At 61.2% G+C, this 18,824-nt stretch carries 18 protein-coding genes; 5 read left to right on the forward strand and 13 right to left on the reverse strand.

Going from position 1 to position 18,824, the window contains the following annotated elements; all coding sequences use genetic code 11:
- Positions 1-167: 167 nt before the first annotated feature.
- The 5 genes from leuS to DWF74_RS11865 all read left to right on the forward strand — a co-directional run bounded on the left by leuS (position 168) and on the right by DWF74_RS11865 (position 6,250).
- A complete protein-coding gene (gene leuS, locus DWF74_RS11845) occupies positions 168-2,774 on the forward strand; it encodes a leucine--tRNA ligase (protein WP_115581006.1) in 2,607 nt (868 codons plus the stop codon).
- A gap of 89 nt (positions 2,775-2,863) precedes the next feature.
- On the forward strand, positions 2,864-3,469 hold the full coding sequence (gene lptE, locus DWF74_RS11850) for an LPS assembly lipoprotein LptE (protein ID WP_102865356.1): 606 nt from the start codon (positions 2,864-2,866) through the stop codon (positions 3,467-3,469).
- Positions 3,470-3,508: 39 nt separating this feature from the next.
- Positions 3,509-4,546: a DNA polymerase III subunit delta gene (gene holA / locus DWF74_RS11855; RefSeq protein WP_115581007.1), complete on the forward strand. Its 1,038-nt coding sequence runs from the start codon at positions 3,509-3,511 to the stop codon at positions 4,544-4,546.
- 156 nt (positions 4,547-4,702) lie between these two features.
- Complete coding sequence (gene arfA, locus DWF74_RS11860) at positions 4,703-4,864, forward strand: alternative ribosome rescue factor ArfA (protein ID WP_007927093.1); 162 nt, start codon at positions 4,703-4,705, stop codon at positions 4,862-4,864.
- A 63-nt stretch (positions 4,865-4,927) separates the two neighbouring features.
- Entirely contained in the window at positions 4,928-6,250 is a 1,323-nt protein-coding gene (locus DWF74_RS11865) for a lytic murein transglycosylase (protein ID WP_115581008.1), read from the forward strand.
- Between the two features lie 43 nt (positions 6,251-6,293).
- On the opposite strand, the gene DWF74_RS11870 is transcribed toward DWF74_RS11865, so the two are convergent.
- The 13 genes from DWF74_RS11870 to DWF74_RS11930 all read right to left on the reverse strand — a co-directional run bounded on the left by DWF74_RS11870 (position 6,294) and on the right by DWF74_RS11930 (position 18,707).
- A complete protein-coding gene (locus DWF74_RS11870; protein WP_115581009.1) occupies positions 6,294-7,241 on the reverse strand; it encodes a S66 peptidase family protein in 948 nt (315 codons plus the stop codon).
- A gap of 162 nt (positions 7,242-7,403) precedes the next feature.
- Positions 7,404-8,426: a lipoyl synthase gene (gene lipA / locus DWF74_RS11875; RefSeq protein ID WP_102865352.1), complete on the reverse strand. Its 1,023-nt coding sequence runs from the start codon at positions 8,424-8,426 to the stop codon at positions 7,404-7,406.
- A 1-nt stretch (position 8,427) separates the two neighbouring features.
- Positions 8,428-9,075, reverse strand: a complete 648-nt coding sequence (gene lipB, locus DWF74_RS11880) for a lipoyl(octanoyl) transferase LipB (protein ID WP_115581010.1) — start codon at positions 9,073-9,075, stop codon at positions 8,428-8,430.
- Positions 9,075-9,350, reverse strand: a complete 276-nt coding sequence (locus DWF74_RS11885) for a DUF493 domain-containing protein (protein WP_011063665.1) — start codon at positions 9,348-9,350, stop codon at positions 9,075-9,077. Before DWF74_RS11885 ends, lipB begins: the two co-directional genes overlap by 1 nt.
- An 80-nt stretch (positions 9,351-9,430) precedes the next feature.
- Positions 9,431-10,588, reverse strand: coding sequence for a D-alanyl-D-alanine carboxypeptidase family protein (locus tag DWF74_RS11890; protein WP_102865350.1), 1,158 nt, complete (start codon positions 10,586-10,588; stop codon positions 9,431-9,433).
- 177 nt (positions 10,589-10,765) lie between these two features.
- On the reverse strand, positions 10,766-11,767 hold the full coding sequence (locus tag DWF74_RS11895; protein ID WP_102865349.1) for a septal ring lytic transglycosylase RlpA family protein: 1,002 nt from the start codon (positions 11,765-11,767) through the stop codon (positions 10,766-10,768).
- The gene (gene mltB, locus DWF74_RS11900; protein WP_371826211.1) at positions 11,767-12,789 is read right to left on the reverse strand and encodes a lytic murein transglycosylase B; all 1,023 of its coding nucleotides are present in this window, start codon (positions 12,787-12,789) and stop codon (positions 11,767-11,769) included. The genes DWF74_RS11895 and mltB overlap by 1 nt, the downstream gene beginning before the upstream one ends.
- A 5-nt stretch (positions 12,790-12,794) precedes the next feature.
- Complete coding sequence (gene rodA, locus DWF74_RS11905) at positions 12,795-13,898, reverse strand: rod shape-determining protein RodA (RefSeq protein WP_102865347.1); 1,104 nt, start codon at positions 13,896-13,898, stop codon at positions 12,795-12,797.
- 31 nt (positions 13,899-13,929) lie between these two features.
- A complete protein-coding gene (mrdA, locus tag DWF74_RS11910; RefSeq protein ID WP_102865346.1) occupies positions 13,930-15,825 on the reverse strand; it encodes a penicillin-binding protein 2 in 1,896 nt (631 codons plus the stop codon).
- A gap of 12 nt (positions 15,826-15,837) precedes the next feature.
- Entirely contained in the window at positions 15,838-16,305 is a 468-nt protein-coding gene (gene rlmH, locus DWF74_RS11915; RefSeq protein WP_095181903.1) for a 23S rRNA (pseudouridine(1915)-N(3))-methyltransferase RlmH, read from the reverse strand.
- 9 nt (positions 16,306-16,314) lie between these two features.
- A complete protein-coding gene (rsfS, locus tag DWF74_RS11920; protein ID WP_015637171.1) occupies positions 16,315-16,737 on the reverse strand; it encodes a ribosome silencing factor in 423 nt (140 codons plus the stop codon).
- Positions 16,738-16,797: 60 nt separating this feature from the next.
- Positions 16,798-17,442, reverse strand: coding sequence for a nicotinate-nucleotide adenylyltransferase (nadD, locus tag DWF74_RS11925; RefSeq protein ID WP_102865345.1), 645 nt, complete (start codon positions 17,440-17,442; stop codon positions 16,798-16,800).
- The gene (locus DWF74_RS11930; protein ID WP_102865344.1) at positions 17,442-18,707 is read right to left on the reverse strand and encodes a glutamate-5-semialdehyde dehydrogenase; all 1,266 of its coding nucleotides are present in this window, start codon (positions 18,705-18,707) and stop codon (positions 17,442-17,444) included. Before DWF74_RS11930 ends, nadD begins: the two co-directional genes overlap by 1 nt.
- Positions 18,708-18,824 lie beyond the last annotated feature (117 nt).

Consider the following 18,824-nt stretch of genomic DNA (forward strand, 5'->3'; position numbering starts at 1 on the left):
AGCAATCAGGGTTTCCCTCGGCAGAGTGCGGTCATGTATGCTACGGCGCTTCCTGTAACTCCACTTCCAGCTCCACCGGGCCCTGAAAAACGCCGTATTTGGCGCCATCACTACCCGAGGTTGCGTTGAAGAGGATTAGGCCACCCCTATTCAGTACAAAAGTAGCCATGCACGAACACTATCAGCCCCGTGAAATCGAAGCCGCCGCCCAGTCGTTCTGGGATGAGCAAAAGTCCTTTGAAGTCAGAGAACAGCCAGGCAAGGAAACTTACTACTGCCTATCGATGTTCCCTTACCCCAGCGGCAAGCTACACATGGGGCACGTGCGCAACTACACCATCGGCGACGTGATTTCCCGCTACCAGCGCATGCAAGGCAAAAACGTCCTGCAACCCATGGGTTGGGACGCCTTCGGCATGCCGGCGGAAAACGCCGCGATGAAGAACAACGTCGCACCGGCCAAGTGGACCTACGAAAACATCGCCTACATGAAGACCCAACTGCGCAGCCTGGGCCTGGCGGTGGACTGGTCTCGTGAGGTCACCACCTGCAAGCCGGACTACTACCGCTGGGAACAGTGGCTGTTCACCCGCCTGTTCGAAAAAGGCGTGATCTACCGTAAGAGCGGCACCGTGAACTGGGACCCGGTCGACCAGACCGTCCTGGCCAACGAACAGGTGATCGATGGCCGCGGCTGGCGCTCCGGCGCGCTGATCGAAAAGCGCGAAATCCCGATGTACTACTTCAAGATCACCGCCTACGCGGATGAGCTGCTGGAGAGTCTCGACGAGCTGCCGGGCTGGCCCGAGCAGGTCAAGACCATGCAACGCAACTGGATCGGCAAGTCCCGTGGCATGGAAGTGCAGTTCCCTTACGATCAGGCGTCGATCGGCGAAACCGGCACCCTGAAAGTCTTTACCACCCGTCCCGACACCCTGATGGGCGCGACTTACGTCGCCGTCGCGGCCGAACACCCGCTGGCCACCCTGGCCGCCCGCAACAACCCTGAGCTGCAGGCGTTCATTGCCGAATGCAAAGGCGGCAGCGTTGCCGAAGCCGACATGGCGACCCAGGAGAAAAAAGGCCTGCCGACCTCGCTGTTCGTCGAGCACCCACTGACTGGCGAGAAGCTTCCGGTCTGGGTCGCCAACTACGTGCTGATGCACTATGGCGATGGCGCAGTAATGGCAGTGCCAGCCCACGATGAGCGCGACTTCGAATTCGCCAGCAAGTACGGCCTGCCGATCAAGACCGTGGTGCGCACCAGCGCCGGCGATGAGACGCCTGCCCCTTGGCAGGACGCTTACGGCGAGCACGGCGAACTGATCAACTCCGGCGAATTCAACGGCCTGGACTTCCCCGGCGCGTTCGACGCCATCGAAGTGGCCCTGCTGAAGAAGAACCTCGGCCAATCGCGTACCCAGTTCCGCCTGCGCGACTGGGGCATCAGCCGCCAGCGTTACTGGGGCTGCCCGATCCCGATCATCCACTGCGACAGCTGCGGCGATGTGCCGGTGCCGGAAGACCAATTGCCGGTCGTGTTGCCGGAAGATGTGGTGCCGGACGGCGCCGGTTCGCCCCTGGCACGCATGCCTGAGTTCTACGAGTGCAGTTGCCCGAAATGCGGCGCACCGGCCAAGCGTGAAACCGACACCATGGACACCTTCGTCGAATCGTCGTGGTACTACGCCCGCTACGCCTCGCCGCACTATGAAGGCGGCCTGGTGGAAAAATCGGCAGCCGACCATTGGCTGCCGGTGGACCAGTACATCGGCGGTATCGAACACGCCATCCTGCACCTGCTCTACGCGCGCTTCTTCCACAAGCTGATGCGTGACGAAGGCCTGGTGAGCTCCAACGAGCCATTCAAGAACCTGCTGACCCAAGGCATGGTGATCGCCGAGACCTACTACCGTCGTGAAGCCAACGGTGCCTACACCTGGTTCAACCCGGCGGACGTCGAACTCGAACGCGACAGCAAGGCCAAGGTCATCAGCGCCAAGCTGATCGCGGACGGCCTGCCGGTGGAAATCGGCGGCACCGAGAAGATGGCCAAGTCGAAGAACAACGGCGTCGACCCACAGTCGATGATTGACCAGTTCGGCGCAGACACCTGCCGCCTGTTCATGATGTTCGCCTCGCCACCAGACATGAGTGCCGAATGGTCGGACTCCGGCGTTGAAGGCTCGCACCGTTTCCTCAAGCGCGTCTGGCGCCTGGCTCAAGCACATGTCACACAGGGCCTGCCGGGCACACTGGACATCGCCAGCCTGAACGACGAGCAGAAAGCCATTCGCCGCTCGATCCATCAAGCCATCAAGCAGGCCAGCCACGACGTGGGTCAGAACCACAAGTTCAACACCGCAATCGCCCAGGTGATGACGCTGATGAACGTGTTGGAAAAAGCCCCGCAAGGTACCGAGCAGGATCGCGCACTGGTTCAGGAAGGTCTGGAAACCGTAACCTTGCTGCTGGCGCCGATCACCCCGCACATCAGCCACGAACTGTGGAATCGCCTGGGTCACGCCGACCCGGTGATCGACGCCGGCTGGCCGGTATTGGACGAAAGCGCCCTGGTTCAGGACAGCCTGCAACTGGTCATCCAGGTCAACGGCAAGCTGCGCGGCCAGATCGAAATGCCGGCCAGCGCCAGCCGTGAAGAAGTCGAAACCGCGGCGCGCAGCAACGAGAACGTGCTGCGCTTCACCGAAGGCCTGACCATCCGCAAGGTCATCGTGGTGCCTGGCAAACTGGTCAACATCGTCGCCAGCTAATTGGATCGGGCGCCCGGTCCGGGACCGGGCGCCGAACAAAACCTTCAGGGCCACAAGGTTGGCCCATATGGTTTCAAGGGGAGCAATACATGATCAAACGTAACCTGCTGGTGATGGGCCTGGCTGTTCTGCTGAGCGCCTGTGGCTTCCAGTTGCGCGGCACGGGAACCCAGGAGCTGACCATCAAGGAGCTCGACCTGAGTGCTCGGGACGCCTACGGCACCACCGTGAAAATGCTCCAGCAGCAACTGGAAAACAGTGGCGTACGGGTCCATGCCGGCGCGCCCTACAAGCTGGTGCTGCTGAATGAGGAGAACTCCCAGCGCACGCTCAGCTACACCGGCGGTGGCAGCTCGGCCGAATACGAGATCAGCACAACCCTCAGGTACGAGATCCTGACTCACGACAACCTGCACCTGCTCAACGACAAGCTGGAAGTGCAGAAAGTCTTCCTGCACGACGGCAACAACATCACCGGTTCGGATCAGGAATCGTCGGAAACCCGCAAGGAAATGCGTCGCGACCTGATCCAGCGCATGCTGATCCGCCTGCAACTGCTGACCCCGGAACAGCTTGCTCAGTTGCAGGCTACCGCCGAGGCCAAAGCCAAGGCAGAAGCCGAGGCCCTGGAAGCCGCACGCAAGGCTGAGGCGGAAACTCCGCAACAGTCTCCCTTGGAACTGCCGAACCAGTAAGCCTTGCGGGGCGCTCAGGCGCCCCTCTGGCCCCCGCCTATGAAACTCGCCCCCGCCCAACTCGGCAAACACCTGCAAGGCACACTAGCGCCGGTCTACGTGATCAGCGGCGACGATCCCCTGCTGTGCCAGGAAGCCGCCGACGCCATTCGCTCTGCCGTGCGCCAGCAGGGATTCGACGAGCGCCAGGTCTTCAGCGCCGATGCCAGCTTCGACTGGGGCACCCTGCTGCAAGCGGGGGCCAGCATGTCGCTGTTCGCAGAAAAGCGCCTGCTGGAGTTGCGCCTGCCTTCGGGCAAGCCTGGGGACAAGGGTGCAGCAGCACTGATCGAATACTGTTCGCGTCCGGCCGAAGACACGGTGCTGTTGATCAGCCTGCCCAAGCTCGACGGCAGCGCACAGAAGACCAAGTGGGGCAAGGCCCTGGTCGAAGGTGCCCAGACTCAGTTCGTGCAGATCTGGCCGGTGGACGCCAACCAGCTTCCACAGTGGATTCGTCAGCGCCTGTCACAGGCCGGCCTGTCCGCCAGCCAGGACGCCGTGGAGCTGATCGCCGCCCGGGTAGAAGGCAACCTGCTGGCGGCCGCACAGGAAATCGAAAAGCTCAAGCTGATGGCCGAAGGCGGGCAGATCACCGTCGAAACGGTACAGGCCGCCGTGGCCGATAGCGCTCGCTTCGACGTGTTTGGGCTGGTGGATGCGATTCTCAACGGCGAGGCCGCCCATGCCTTGCGCATGCTTGAGGGACTGAGGGGCGAAGGCGTCGAACCGCCGGTCATTCTCTGGGCCCTGTCCCGGGAACTGCGACTGCTGGCCAACCTGGCACTGCAATTCAGCCAGGGTGTACCACTGGACAAGGTGTTCAGTCAGGCTCGCCCTCCCGTCTGGGACAAGCGCAAACCCCTGATGAGCAAAGCCTTGCAGCGCTATTCGGCGCAACGTTGGGGCCAATTGCTACTGGATGCCCAGCGCATTGATGCCCAGATCAAGGGCCAAGCCAGTGGTTCGCCCTGGAGCAGCCTGAGCCGGCTGTCGCTGCTGATGGCCGGCCAACGCCTGGCCCTGCCTGCCGAATAATCGCGCTACTTATCTTTTGCTTGCACTAGGGTCTGTTCTCGTTTGACCCAGCAACGCGGCTCGTCACCAAACGGGAACAGACCCTAGACAGCAACTCCACTCTGGCCGATGATTCGCGCCGCAACACTTCTATTCCTGAAACAGCGAGCACTCACCATGAGCAAGCCATCCAAGCATGGCCCCAACAAGGCCAAATCCATCATCGCCCAGCCACTGTTCCGCAGCCGTCAGGAACGCCCGGCCAAGGGCAAAGGCAGCTACCGCCGCGAAGCCTTCCAGTCTAAAAGCTGGGAGGCTTCTTACTTTCTGGCCGCCTAAAGCCCTGAACCCCGTTGGCATGATAAGGTCTGCACCTGATTGTTATTCTCTCTGGACCTGTGCATGCCCTTTTGTCTTTCTCGTCGTTGGCACATGCGCCAACTGATCGCTGCCTCCAGCCTTGTTCTACTCGTCGCCTGCGCGGAGAAACCCACTGCCGCCGACGCCCAGCCGCTACCCAACCTCCAGGCAGCCCCCCTTGCCGCACCTGCCACCGTCGCACCACTGGCCGTCGACAATCTGGACATCCAGCCCACTCAGACCTTCGATGAATGGATGAACGCATTCCGCGCCGAAGCCTTGGGCGCCGGGATTCGCGCCGATGTATTCGACCGTGCCTTCGCCGGGATCACCCCGGATATGAGCGTGATCAAGGCCGACCGCAGCCAACCGGAATTCACCCGCCCCGTCTGGGAATACCTGGATGGGGCGCTGTCCCCGGTACGGGTACGCAAGGGCAAGGCACTGCTGGTCCAGTACAGCGACATCCTGCAACGGATCGAACAGCGCTATGGGGTTGATCGCCAGACCTTGGTGGCCGTTTGGGGCATGGAGAGCAATTTCGGTGACTTCCAGGGCAACAAGTCGGTGATTCGCTCCCTGGCAACCCTGGCGTATGAAGGACGACGCCCGGCCTTTGCCAACAGCCAGCTGATTGCCGCCTTGCAGATCATTCAACACGGCGATATCCAGCCAGAGAAGATGCTGGGTTCCTGGGCCGGGGCCATGGGCCAGACCCAATTCATTCCAACCACCTACAACACCCACGCTGTGGACTTCGACGGCGATGGTCGGCGCGATATCTGGAACAGCCCGGCCGACGCCCTGGCCTCCACCGCTCACTATCTGCAAAGCTCAGGATGGCAAAAGGGCCAGCCCTGGGGTGTTGAAGTCCAGCTCAACAGCGGCTTCGACTATGCCCTGGCCGATGCGTCCACCCGCAAGACCGTGGCCGAGTGGATGCGCCTGGGGATGACAACCGCCAATGGCAAGGCGTTGCCTTACGGATCAGAGCAATTGTCCGCCTCGTTGCTGCTGCCTGCGGGTTATCGGGGGCCGGCGTTCCTGATCCTGGATAACTTCCGAGCGGTGCTCAGGTACAACAACTCATCGTCCTACGCCCTGGCAGTCAACCTGCTGTCCGACCGCTTCGGCGGCGCCGGCCTGATCAGTGGCGACTGGCCCAAGGACGACCTGCCCCTGAGCCGCTCCGAGCGCATCGAATTGCAGGGCCTGCTCAACGCCAACCAGTATGACGCCGGCAACCCCGACGGCATCATCGGAGCCAACACCCGCAAAGCCATTCGTAGCGCCCAGCAAGCATTGGGTTGGCCCGCAGACGGCTACCCTACTCACAAGTTGCTGGACAGCCTGCGCAACCGCTAAGCCCGGAGCTGGCGAAGGGCTTCCCCCTTCGCCAGGGCCAGCCCTACTTGAACACCACGTCCTGTGCCAGGGCCAACTCCCTCGCCCCTGCGTCCAGCCTGACCAGAGCGCCCATGGGCAAAGTCAGGTTCGGGTCACAATGGCCACTGCGCCATCCTGCCAGCACCGGAATCCGCAGCGGCTCGAAGGTCTGCTTGAGCAGGCGGCACAATGCGCTGAAGTCCACACCGGCCACATCCCCCACCAAGACGCCCCGCAGGTTGTCCAGTTTGCCGGCCAGCCGCAGGTGATTGAGCAAGCGGTCAATACGGTACAACGGCTCGTTGACGTCCTCGATAAACAGGATGACGCCGTCGGTATTGATTTCGTAAGGCGTGCCCAGCGTGCAGGCAATCATCGACAGATTTCCCCCCAACAGCGGACCCAACGCAATGCCCGGCTCCACAGTGGTCAATGGGAAAGCCACGGGATGAGACAGCAGACTGCCCGCCTTTACCTGGCCCCGGAGCAGGTTGAAAAAGGACGCCTCGGTTGGCGGTTGCTTGTCACCCAGCAGGTCGGCATTGAGCATGGGTCCGTGAAAACTCACAAACCCGGCATAGCGGTTGATCGCCAGGTGCAGGGCGGTGATATCGCTGTAGCCGACAAAGGGCTTGGGGTTGCGCCGCAGCAACTCAAAGTCGATCTTGTCCAGCAAACGCGGACTGCCATAGCCCCCGCGCAGGCACACAATGGCGTCGACTTGGCTATCGGCAAAGGCGCTGTGCAAGTCATCGAGGCGCACCTCGTCGCTGCCAGCCAGATATCCCTCCTGCTGGCCAACGCCGGGAAAGATCCGCAGCGTATAGCCACGGGAACGCATCCATTGAAAGGCTTTTTCGGTATCCAGCACTGCGGGACCGGCGGGGGCAATAAGGCCGATGACGCCTTCCGCAGCCAGTGCCGGCACCGGCAGGTGAGCATGAAGGGCAGCAGTCGGTTGGATGGGCATGCAGATTCTCCCTGTGTGAATTCACTCAAGCACAGTAGCCATGAATCTCGTTAAACAGAAGAGGATGACGCGACCGGGTGGGCGAAAAACAACCGAGACTGCAGAGGTGCTCGAAAGAGCCGGGAAACTGCCCGCAAGACCCAAGCCTTGCGGGCAGGCAAATCAGGAAACCAGGCCTTCTCTGGCCAGTTTCGCTTGTTCGTCGGCGTGATACGAGGAACGTACCAGCGGGCCCGAAGCGACATTCTTGAAGCCCATCTTGTAACCTTCCTCGGCGAACCAGGCGAAGGTATCCGGATGCACGAAACGCTGAACCGGCAAGTGGTTGCGGGACGGCTGCAGGTACTGGCCAAGGGTCAGCATATCGATGTCGTGCTCACGCATGCGCTTCATGACTTCGATGACTTCGTCGTCGGTTTCGCCCAGGCCCAGCATCAAGCCGGACTTGGTCGGTACATGGGGCACCAGTTGCTTGAACTTCTGCAGCAAGGTCAGCGACCACTGGTAATCCGAGCCCGGACGCGCAGCCTTGTACAGGCGCGGCACGGTTTCCAGGTTGTGGTTGAACACATCCGGTGGCGTGGCAGCGGTGATTTCCAGGGCTACATCCATGCGACCGCGGTAGTCGGGCACCAGGGTTTCCAACTGTACGTTCGGCGACAGCTTGCGGATCTCGCGAATGCAGTCGGCAAAGTGCTGGGCACCGCCGTCACGCAGGTCGTCGCGGTCCACCGAAGTGATCACCACATACTTCAGGCGCAGGTCGGCGATGGCCACTGCCAGGTTCATCGGCTCGTCGACATCCAGAGGTTTTGGACGACCGTGGCCAACGTCACAGAATGGGCAGCGACGGGTGCAGATGTCGCCCATGATCATGAAGGTTGCGGTACCGCCGGAGAAGCATTCGCCCAGGTTCGGGCAGGATGCTTCTTCGCAGACGCTGTGCAACTTGTGCTTGCGCAGCAGTTGCTTGATCCGGTCGACTTCCGGGGATACCGGAATACGTACCCGGATCCAGTCCGGTTTCTTCGGCAGTTCGGTGGTCGGAATGATCTTCACCGGAATGCGCGCAACCTTCTCCGCACCGCGCAATTTGACGCCGGCTTCAACTTTCGGACGTGGCGCCCGCTCGGAGACATCCACCGTCGGGATCAGGGTTTGAACAGCGTCTTGCGCAGTAGTCATATCAGTCGATTCCGCCCGTTAGGGTCGTCTGCTCAGCATAGTCGAGGTGTTTGACGAGCTGCGCACGCAGCCGGGCACTTACCTCGGCAAATTCAATCGGCCCTGCATGGTCGCTCAGCTGGGTCATCGCCAACCCGGCATAACCACAGGGGTTAATCCGTCGAAACGGCTGCAAATCCATGTCCACGTTCAAGGCCAGGCCATGAAAGGAACATCCATGGCGGATACGCAGGCCCAGGGAGGCGATTTTCGCCCCTTCGACGTAGACACCCGGTGCATCGGGCTTGGCCGCCGCCGGCACGCCGTAGCTGGCCAACAACTCCACCAGGCATTGCTCCATGCGACTGACCAGGTCACGCACGCCGAATCCCAGCCTGCGCACATCCAGCAGCAAGTAGGCCACCAACTGGCCGGGACCGTGATAAGTCACCTGTCCGCCGCGATCGGCCTGCACCACCGGTATATCTCCCGGCAGCAGCAGATGCTCGGCCTTGCCCGCCTGGCCTTGGGTAAACACCGGCGGATGCTGCACCAGCCAGATTTCGTCTGGGGCGCTGCTGCCACGTTCGTTGGTAAAGCGCTGCATGGCCTGCCAGACCGGCTCGTAAGCCATCAGGCCAAGCTCACGAAAGCCCAGCGTCTGTGGCATCACAGCACCATGTGGACGACACCGGTAGCACGCAGGGCACTATTGATATCACGCAGTTGGTCTTCACCGGTGGCGGTGATGTGCAGTTGTACCGTGGTGTACTTGCCGTTGCTGCTCTGACGCTCGGCCAGGGACTTGATGTCCAGCTTGGCGTACTTGGCGAGGATCTCGATCACGGTGTCCTTGAAGCCGACAACCGTGTCACCGATCACCTTGATCGGGTAGTCATCGACGGGGAATTCAATCTTGTGCGACTTAACGTCAGTGTCTGTCATGGCAGTAACGGCCTCGTAAGCCGGACGACGGACATGGCCCCCGCTCCACTTCGGAGCGGGGGCCATGCAGGTCGACAATATCAGTTGAACAAGCCGTAGAAGAATAGACGGATGCTATCCCACATGCGGCGGAAGATACCACCTTCGTCGACCGCTTCCAGGGCGATCAGGTCAGCGCTGTGCACCACCTTGTCGTCCAGTTTCACTTCGACTTTACCAATCACGTCGCCCTTGGCGATCGGCGCAACCAGTTGCGGGTTCATGGTCATGCTGGCGGCGAGCTTTTTCAACTGGCCTTTAGGCATGGTCATGGTCAGATCTTCAGCCAGACCGGCCTTGACCTGATGAGAGGTGCCCTTCCACACCTGCGCCTGAGCCAGCTCGGTGCCTTTCTGGTAGAAGGTCTGGGTTTCGAAGAAGCGGAAACCGTAGGTCAACAGCTTCTGGGTTTCGGCGGCGCGGGCCTGCTCGCTGTTGGTGCCGAACACCACGGCGATCAGACGCATGCCATCACGTACTGCCGAAGACACCATGCAGTAGCCGGCTTCATCGGTGTGGCCGGTTTTCAGACCATCGACGGTCTTGTCGCGCCACAGCAGCAGGTTACGGTTAGGTTGCTTGATGCCGTTCCAGAAGAACTCCTTCTGCGAGTAGATCGCATAGTGGGCAGGGTCTTCATGGATGATCGCGCGAGCCAGCACCGCCATATCATGGGCCGACGAGTAGTGCTCAGGGTTCGGCAGGCCGGTCGGGTTCATGAAGTGGCTGTTGCTCATGCCCAGATCGGCAGCCGTCTTGTTCATCATGTCGGCAAAAGCGTCTTCGCTGCCGGCAATGTGCTCGGAAACCGCAACGCTGGCGTCGTTGCCCGACTGAATGATGATGCCGTGCAGCAAGTCGCTGACGGTGACTTGCGAACCCACCTTGATGAACATCCGCGACCCGCCAGTACGCCAGGCGTTCTCGCTGACGGTTACCGGATCGTTCTCGCCGATCTGGCCGCGACGGATTTCCAGGGTCGCGATGTAGGCGGTCATCAGCTTGGTCAGACTGGCCGGTGGCAGGCGCTGGTCACCATTGTTCTCCACCAGCACGTTACCGCTGCTGGCGTCCATGAGCACATAGGATTTGGCGGCCAGTTGCGGTGGCGACGGCATCGCTTCGACCGCCCAGGCGGCGGGCGTGATGATCAGCGGGACAAGCAGGCACAGGCGTTTGGCAAAGGTGGTGATGTTCATCCGTCTCTCGAAGTTGCTAATGGAAACTTGCCCGAGGGCAAAACTATTTCAGACAGCCTTCTAAAGGGCTGTCGCGTGTTCAGTTGCTCACTCACTGACCCTTGCCGGGCTTTTGTTGTTCGACGAGCCAACAACCAGGGTCCGCCCCCCAATACCGCAAGCGGACCCTCAATCTTCTTACTCGGCAGTCACCACACTGGGCTGGCCAAGGTTAGCCAAGCGCACACTGTTCTGCGCTTGCTGAGCCTCACCCGGCGTGCCGAATGGCCCCAAGCGTACCCGATGCAGCGTCTGCTGATTACGTACGATCGAGCTGATGAACACCGGGGCGCTCACCATGCTGCTCAATTTAGACCTCAACAGCTCCGCAGCGTCCGGGTTGGCGAAGGCCCCCACCTGCAGATACTGGCCTGAGGCGGCTGCAGGAGTGTTTTTAACTTGTACGGGAACTACCGCTGCAGCGTGTTGCTGGGGCGGCGGCGTCCATTGCTCGACAGTACCGGCCGAAGCCGTGATCACCGGCGCGTTATTTTGCGCCACTTGCGGCTCATTGAGCATCAACGGCGCCGGACGGCCACGCTGGGCCCACCACTGCTGCGGATCGATGCCTTCGACCTTGACCCGAGCGGTGCCGGTCTCGGCATAACCGAGCTTCTTTGCAGCCGCGTAGGACAGGTCGATGATGCGGTCGGAGTAGAACGGACCACGATCGTTGACCCGCAGGATCACGCTGCGATTGTTGTCCAGGTTGGTGACCTTCACGTAACTGGGCAACGGCAGGGTCTTGTGTGCGGCACTCATACCGTACAGGTCATAGACCTCGCCATTGGCGGTGTTCTGACCATGGAACTTGGTGCCGTACCAGGACGCCGTACCGGAGGCCACGTAGTTCTTGGACTCCTGGATGGGGAAATAGGTTTTGCCCAGCACCGTATAGGGGTTGGCCTTGTACGGGCCGGTGTGCAGGGTCGGGGTCGCATCGGGAATGCGCGAGACGTCGACGTCCCACCAGGGCGCGCCATCCTTGTGTGCACGGTTGACGTCCAGGCCCGGCATGGCGCGCACGCCACTCGTGGACTTGTGCTGCGGCGAGCGGCTCGTCGAGCAACTGACCAACAACAAGGACAACGCGGCAAAAGCCACCAGCTTCAGGGGTTTGCGGATTGGCATTGCCAGCATTACTTGACGCCCCGTGCTTGGACCAGTTGTTCAGACAACTGATGTACGGCCATGGCATACATCACGCTGCGGTTATAGCGAGTGATCGCGTAAAAGTTCTTCAGGCCCATCCAGTATTCCGGGCCACTGTCACCTTCCAGACGGAAAGCGGTGACCGGCAGATCATCGCGCAGCGCATCATGACTCGACCAGCCCAAGGCCCGCAACTCCCCGACCGTCTTGGTCGGTTCTATCCCTGTGGTCAAGCCTTCGTCCACGCGATCGCCACGCACATCGGCGCGACTCACCACCGGCTCGCCGGCCACCCAGCCATGACGCTTGAAGTAGCTGGCAACGCTGCCGATGGCATCGTCCGGGTTGGTCCAGATATTGATGTGGCCATCACCGTCGAAGTCCACCGCATAGGCGCGAAAACTGCTCGGCATGAACTGCGGCAGCCCCATGGCTCCCGCGTAGGAGCCCTTGAGGCTCAAGGGATCAAGTTGCTCTTCACGGACCAGCAGCAGGAACTCGCGCAGTTCCTTGCGGAAGAATTCGGCGCGTGGCGGATAATCGAAGCCCAGGGTAGATAACGCATCGATCACCCGGTAATTGCCGGTATTACGCCCAAAAAAGGTCTCAACGCCGATAATCGACACTATGACCTGGGCCGGTACGCCATATTCCTGCTCGGCGCGAGCCAGAACCGCCTCATGCTGACGCCAGAAATCCACACCGCGGGCAATGCGCGCGTCGGTGATGAACATCGGCCGGTATTCTTTCCACTGCTTGACCCGCTCGGCCGGCCGCGAAATGGCGTCAAGAATCGATTGCTTGCGCTCGGCCTCGCGGAACACCCCCATCAGCTGTTCCCCGGCAAAACCATAGTCCCGGGTCATTTCGCCAACGAATTCGGCCACTTGCGGCGAACCTTCGTAATCACCGGCGAACGCGGGTTGCGCTGCACCAAGGATGCTTACCAGGCCGACCCACGGCGCATGCCGAGCAGCCCAGCCACGCATTACTTGCATTGAATTCTTCACCTTAATCAAACCTGCGCGATCCACTTGCGATGGGTATGGATCGACATCAAAACCCCAAACGCTGACAGTAGCGTCACCAGCGAAGTTCCTCCGTAGCTAATGAACGGCAACGGAACCCCCACTACCGGCAACAAGCCACTGACCATACCGATGTTGACGAAAACGTAAACAAAAAACGTCATGGTCAGGCTGCCTGCGAGCAACTTGCCGAACAGCGTCTGCGCCTGAGCGGTGATCACCAACCCGCGCCCGATCAACAGCAGGTAGATCAGCAGCAGCGCACAAATGCCCACCAGGCCGAACTCCTCGCCCATGACCGCAATAATGAAGTCGGTGTGGCTCTCCGGCAAAAAGTCCAGGTGCGACTGCGTACCCAGCAGCCAACCCTTGCCGAAAACCCCGCCGGAACCGATGGCCGCCTTGGACTGGATAATGTTCCAGCCCGTGCCCAGGGGGTCGCTCTCGGGGTCGAGAAAAGTCAGGATTCGCTGTTTCTGGTAGTCATGCATGATGAAGAACCACATGGCGATGGCCACCGGCACCGCGGCCGCCAGCACACTCAGAATCCAGCGCCAGCGCAGCCCACCCATGAACAGCACGAAGGCGCCACCGGCCAGGATCAGCAGGGCGGTGCCCAGGTCCGGCTGACGCACGATCAGGATGAACGGAATGCCGATCAGTATCAGGCTGATCCCCACATGCTTGAGATGGGGCGGCAAGGTGCGCTTGGACAGGTACCAGGCGATGGTCGCCGGCATGATGATCTTCATGAACTCCGACGGCTGGAAGCGGATCACCCCGGGAATGTTGATCCAGCGGGTCGCGCCCATGGCGTTGTGGCCCATGACGTCCACCACCACCAGCAACACCACGCCGAACACATAGCCCAGAGGCACCCAGCGCGCCATGAAACGTGGCTCGAACTGGGCGATGACAATCATCGACACCAAGCCGATGCCGAAGGACGTGGCCTGCTTGGCCAGCAGATCCCAGCTCTTGCCACTGGCGGAATACAGCACGAACAGGCTGCCGGCGGCCAGCGTCAACAGCAACACCAGCAAGGGGCCATCGATATGCAGGCGCTGCAACAGCGTCGCACGACGGCGCATCACATCCTCACTGGAGAGGATGCGGTCAAAATTACTCTTCACGGGCCGTAGCCTCCGCGCTGATAGGGCTGGCGAACTCAGGCTTGAGCTGGCCGTCCTGGCCGAGAAGCCAGGCATCCATCACCTGGCGCACCACGGGAGCCGCAACGCCGGAGCCCGACTCGCCGTTCTCGACCATGACCGAAACTACGATCTTGGGGTTTTCCGCCGGGGCGAAGCCGACAAACAGGGCGTGGTCGCGATGGCGCTCCTGAACCTTGGAGCGGTCGTATTTCTCGCCCTGCTTGATCGCCACCACCTGGGCAGTACCACTCTTGCCGGCAATCCGGTACTGCGAACCAACCGCAGCCTTGCGCGCAGTGCCGCGGGCGCCGTGCATCACCTGCTGCATGCCGTGATTGACCCTCATCCAGTCCGACGGGTCGCGCAGGACGATGTCCGGCATCGGGTTGTGATCCACCGGCTTCTCGCCTTCGATGCTCTTGGCCAGGTGCGGTCGGTTCCACTTGCCCTTGCTGGCAACCAGAGCGGTCGCCTGGGCCAGTTGCAACGGCGTCGACTGCATGTAGCCCTGGCCGATCCCGAGAATCAGGGTTTCTCCCGGGAACCAGGCCTGACGCCGGGTGGCGCGCTTCCACTCGCGGGTCGGCATCAGCCCCGGGGATTCCTCGAACATGTCCAGGGAGACCTTCTGGCCGATGCCGAACTTGGTCATGTAGGCCGAGAGCCGATCGATCCCCAGCTTGTGGGCCAGGTCATAGAAATAGGTGTCGTTGGACCGCATGATCGCGGTGTCCAGGTCGACATAACCGTCACCGCTTCGGTTCCAGTTGCGGTACTTGTGATCGTAGTTGGGCAGTTGGTAGTAGCCCGGGTCGTAGACGCGGGACGAGGCCGTCACCACCCCGGCATCCAGCCCGGCAATCGCCACCGCCGGCTTGATGGTCGAACCCGGTGGATACAGACCGCGCAGCACCCGGTTGAACAGCGGCCGATCAATGGAATCACGCAATTCGGCATAAGCCTTGAAGCTGATACCGGTGACGAACAGGTTCGGATCGAAACTTGGCTGGCTGACCATCGCCAGAACTTCCCCGGTGCTCGGGTCCAGCGCCACCACCGCACCGCGGCGGCCGCCCAGAGCCAGCTCCGCGGCCTCCTGCAACTTGATATCCAGGCTCAGGACAATGTCCTTGCCGGGAATCGGGTCGGTGCGCTTGAGCACCCGCAGCACTCGGCCACGGGCGTTGGTTTCAACTTCCTCGTAACCCACCTGGCCATGCAATTCCGGCTCGTAGAAACGTTCGATGCCAGTCTTGCCGATATGGTGGGTGCCGCTGTAGTTCACCGGGTCCAGGGACTTCAGCTCTTTCTCGTTGATCCGCCCCATATAGCCCACGGAGTGCGCAAAGTGCGCGCCCTGCGGGTAGTGCCGGACCAGTTGCGCAACCACTTCCACCCCGGGCAGACGGAACTGGTTCACCGCAATGCGGGCTATCTGCTCTTCCGTCAACTCGAACAGGATCGGCACCGGTTCGAAAGGGCGCCGCCCCTGTTTCATGCGCTTTTCGAACAGCACCCGGTCTTCCGGGGTCAGTTCCAGCACCTCGACAATCACATCGAGGACCTGCTGCCAGTTGCCGGAACGTTCGCGGGTCATGCTCAGGCTGAAACTGGGCCGGTTATCAGCAACTACCACGCCATTGCGGTCGAAAATCAGTCCGCGAGTCGGGGGAATCGGCTGCACATGCACCCGATTGTTCTCCGACAGCGTGGAGTGATAGTCGTACTGAATCACCTGCAGGTAATACAGCCGGGCAATCAGCACGCCAATCAGGCAGACCACCATAATGGCGCCGAACACGACCCGGCTACGCACCAGACGGGCGTCTTTTTCGTGGTCCTTGATGCGGATCGGCTGGGACATTAGGGGCGCGGGCTACTTGTGGTAAGGGTGCCCGGACAACACGGTCCAGGCGCGATACAGCTGTTCACCGATGAGAATCCGCACCAGCGGGTGCGGCAAGGTCAGCGGCGACAGCGACCAACGCTGATCCGCTCGCGCACAGACTTCCGGCGCCAGCCCTTCCGGGCCGCCGACCATGAAATTCACGGTGCGCGAATCGAGACGCCAACGATCCAGTTCCACCGCCAACTGCTCGGTGCTCCAGGGTTTGCCGTGCACCTCGAGGGTGACGACGCGCTCGTTATGCCCGACCTTGGCCAGCATGGCTTCGCCTTCCTGACGGATAAAGCGAGCCACGTCGGCGTTCTTGCCCCGGGTATTGAGCGGAATTTCCACCAGTTCCAGCGCCAGCTCGGAGGGCAGACGCTTGGCATACTCGTGCCAACCCTCTTCCACCCACTTGGGCATGCGTGAACCAACAGCGATCAGACGCAGGCGCACAGCTGTCCCTTATTGCTGGTCTTTGTTGAGCTTGGTGAAGTGCTCGTGGCCATGCTCCGGGCTGTGGTGCTTGCCATCGGCCGCGCGGCTCTGCTCGGCGCCCTGCCACAGACGCTCCAGGTCATAGAACTGACGAGCCGAGGCAGTCATCATGTGCACGATCACATCGTCCAGGTCCAGCAGCACCCAGTCGCTGTCACCCTTGCCTTCTTCACCCAGCGGACGCACGCCCTGGGCCTTGACCATCTCGCGGACCTTTTCCAGCATCGCGCCGATCTGGCGATTGGAGGTACCGGTGGCGATGATCATGTAGTCAGTGATGCTTTGCTTGTCGCGAACATCGATCACCAGGACATCCTGGGCCTTGACGTCTTCCAGCGCGGCAACAGCCACCTTGACCAGATCTTCGCCTTTCATTACTTGGTTAGTCATATAAAACTCGTTCAGCTCGTATGTTTGGAGCGCCGCTCAGCACAGGCCGGCAGCGTTCCTTCAGTTCGGCGCACGGTAAAGTCCGTGAGCATCGATATAGGCCAGGACCGCGTCAGGCACCAGGAAACGTACCGACTTACCGCTGGCCAGCAGTTGACGGATCTGGGTGGCGGACACCGCAAGCGGCGTCTGCCAGACGAATGCAATGTGTCCCCCCGGCCCTTGCAGGGCCAGTGGGTCGCTCACCGAGCGCGCCGCCAACAGGTTGCGCAAGGCATCCGGTGGCTCGCTGTCGGCATCCGGGCGTTGCAGCACCAGGATGTGGCAATGCTGGAGTAATTCTTCCCAACGATGCCAGGTGGGCAGGCCGCAAAACGCGTCCCAGCCCAGTAACAGAAACAACTGGTCATCCGCGGCCAACTCGGCCCGCATCTGCTCCAGGGTGTCGATGGTGTAGGACGGCTTGTCCCGTTTCAGCTCACGGTCGTCCACCACCAGGGGTGAAACGCCCGCCACCGCATATTCGACCATCGCCAGACGATCGAGCGCCGACACCTGCGGTGTATCCCGATGCGGCGGCCTGGCACTGGGTGTCAGGCGCAGCTCATCGAGTTGCATGGATTCAGCCACCTCCAGCGCACCACGCAAGTGGCCGATATGCACTGGATCGAAGGTGCCGCCCAGCAGACCGATACGTTTGCCCATCAAGTGCGCACGTGACCGTCGCCGAAAACCACATACTTCTCGCTGGTCAAGCCTTCCAGGCCCACCGGGCCACGGGCGTGCAGCTTGTCGGTAGAAATGCCGATCTCAGCGCCCAGGCCATATTCGAAACCGTCGGCAAAGCGCGTAGAGGCATTGACCATGACCGAACTGGAGTCCACTTCATTGAGGAAGCGCCGAGCGTCACTGAAGTTCTCGGTGACGATGGAGTCAGTATGGTGCGAGCCGTAAGTGTTGATGTGTTCGATGGCCTGCTCCAGGTTGTCCAGCACCCGGATCGAGAGGATCGGCGCGGTGTACTCGGTGCGCCAGTCTTCTTCGGTCGCTTGCAGCACATCGGCGCCAAGAATTCCTCGGGTTTGCTCGCAGCCACGCAACTCGACGCCCTTGTCGCGATAGATCGCAGCCAATGGCGGCAATACGCGCTCGGCAATGGCGGCGTGAACCAGCAGGGTTTCCATGGTGTTGCACGGCGCGTAGCGCTGGGTCTTGGCGTTATCGGCAATACGAATCGCCTTGTCCAGGTCCGCCGCCACATCGATATACACGTGGCAGACGCCGTCCAGGTGCTTGATCACCGGCACTTTGGCATCGCGGCTGACCCGCTCGATCAGGCTCTTGCCGCCACGAGGCACAATTACGTCGACAAACTCGGGCATGGTGATCAACGCACCCACCGCGGCGCGATCAGTGGTTTCCACCACTTGCACCACGTGAGGTGGCAGATCGGCAGCCGCCAATCCCTGCTGAATGCAGGTGGCAATGGCACGGTTGGAATGAATGGCCTCGGAACCACCCCGCAGGATGGTGGCGTTGCCGGACTTCAGGCACAGGCTGGCAGCATCGATGGTCACGTTCGGACGGGACTCGTAGATGATGCCGATCACTCCCAGGGGCACACGCATCTTGCCCACCTGGATGCCCGAAGGCAGGTAGCGCATGTCGCGGATTTCACCGATGGGGTCAGGCAGCTTGGCCACCTGACGCAGGCCTTCGATCATTTCATCGATACGCGCCGGAGTCAGCGCCAGACGATCCAGCAGAGCCGGTTCCAGACCATTGGCCCGGCCGTTGGCCAGGTCCTGCTCGTTGGCTGCGGTCAGCTCCGGTCGCGCAGCGTCCAAGGCATCGGCAGCCGCCAACAGCGCACGGTTCTTCTGCGCAGTGGTGGCACGGGCGATCACCCGGGAAGCTTGGCGGGCAGCGCGACCCAAACGGGTCATGTAGTCAAGAACGGACTCAGTCATGGTCTGGTGTGGTCTTGGCAAAGAGGAAAGCGGCTGATTATAGCTGTCGCGCCCGTTCACGGACAGCGGTCACGGGCGGATGGTCGAAATGGAGTGTAAATACCCGCAGTTCAGCCT

It is taken from the genome of Pseudomonas protegens, from assembly GCF_003363755.1.
Classification (GTDB): Bacteria; Pseudomonadota; Gammaproteobacteria; order Pseudomonadales; family Pseudomonadaceae; genus Aquipseudomonas; species Aquipseudomonas danubii.

Excerpts from the sequence above, each read along its gene's own strand:
- leuS (WP_115581006.1), top strand. The coding sequence starts at position 168 with ATGCACGAACACTATCAGCCCCGTGAAATCGAAGCCGCCGCCCAGTCG.
- lptE (WP_102865356.1), top strand. The coding sequence starts at position 2,864 with ATGATCAAACGTAACCTGCTGGTGATGGGCCTGGCTGTTCTGCTGAGC.
- holA (WP_115581007.1), top strand. The coding sequence starts at position 3,509 with ATGAAACTCGCCCCCGCCCAACTCGGCAAACACCTGCAAGGCACACTA.
- arfA (WP_007927093.1), top strand. The coding sequence starts at position 4,703 with ATGAGCAAGCCATCCAAGCATGGCCCCAACAAGGCCAAATCCATCATC.
- DWF74_RS11865 (WP_115581008.1), top strand. The coding sequence starts at position 4,928 with ATGCCCTTTTGTCTTTCTCGTCGTTGGCACATGCGCCAACTGATCGCT.
- DWF74_RS11870 (WP_115581009.1), bottom strand. The coding sequence starts at position 7,241 with ATGCCCATCCAACCGACTGCTGCCCTTCATGCTCACCTGCCGGTGCCG.
- lipA (WP_102865352.1), bottom strand. The coding sequence starts at position 8,426 with ATGACTACTGCGCAAGACGCTGTTCAAACCCTGATCCCGACGGTGGAT.
- lipB (WP_115581010.1), bottom strand. The coding sequence starts at position 9,075 with ATGCCACAGACGCTGGGCTTTCGTGAGCTTGGCCTGATGGCTTACGAG.
- DWF74_RS11885 (WP_011063665.1), bottom strand. The coding sequence starts at position 9,350 with ATGACAGACACTGACGTTAAGTCGCACAAGATTGAATTCCCCGTCGAT.
- DWF74_RS11890 (WP_102865350.1), bottom strand. The coding sequence starts at position 10,588 with ATGAACATCACCACCTTTGCCAAACGCCTGTGCCTGCTTGTCCCGCTG.
- DWF74_RS11895 (WP_102865349.1), bottom strand. The coding sequence starts at position 11,767 with ATGCTGGCAATGCCAATCCGCAAACCCCTGAAGCTGGTGGCTTTTGCC.
- rodA (WP_102865347.1), bottom strand. The coding sequence starts at position 13,898 with ATGCGCCGTCGTGCGACGCTGTTGCAGCGCCTGCATATCGATGGCCCC.
- mrdA (WP_102865346.1), bottom strand. The coding sequence starts at position 15,825 with ATGTCCCAGCCGATCCGCATCAAGGACCACGAAAAAGACGCCCGTCTG.
- rsfS (WP_015637171.1), bottom strand. The coding sequence starts at position 16,737 with ATGACTAACCAAGTAATGAAAGGCGAAGATCTGGTCAAGGTGGCTGTT.
- nadD (WP_102865345.1), bottom strand. The coding sequence starts at position 17,442 with ATGGGCAAACGTATCGGTCTGCTGGGCGGCACCTTCGATCCAGTGCAT.
- DWF74_RS11930 (WP_102865344.1), bottom strand. The coding sequence starts at position 18,707 with ATGACTGAGTCCGTTCTTGACTACATGACCCGTTTGGGTCGCGCTGCC.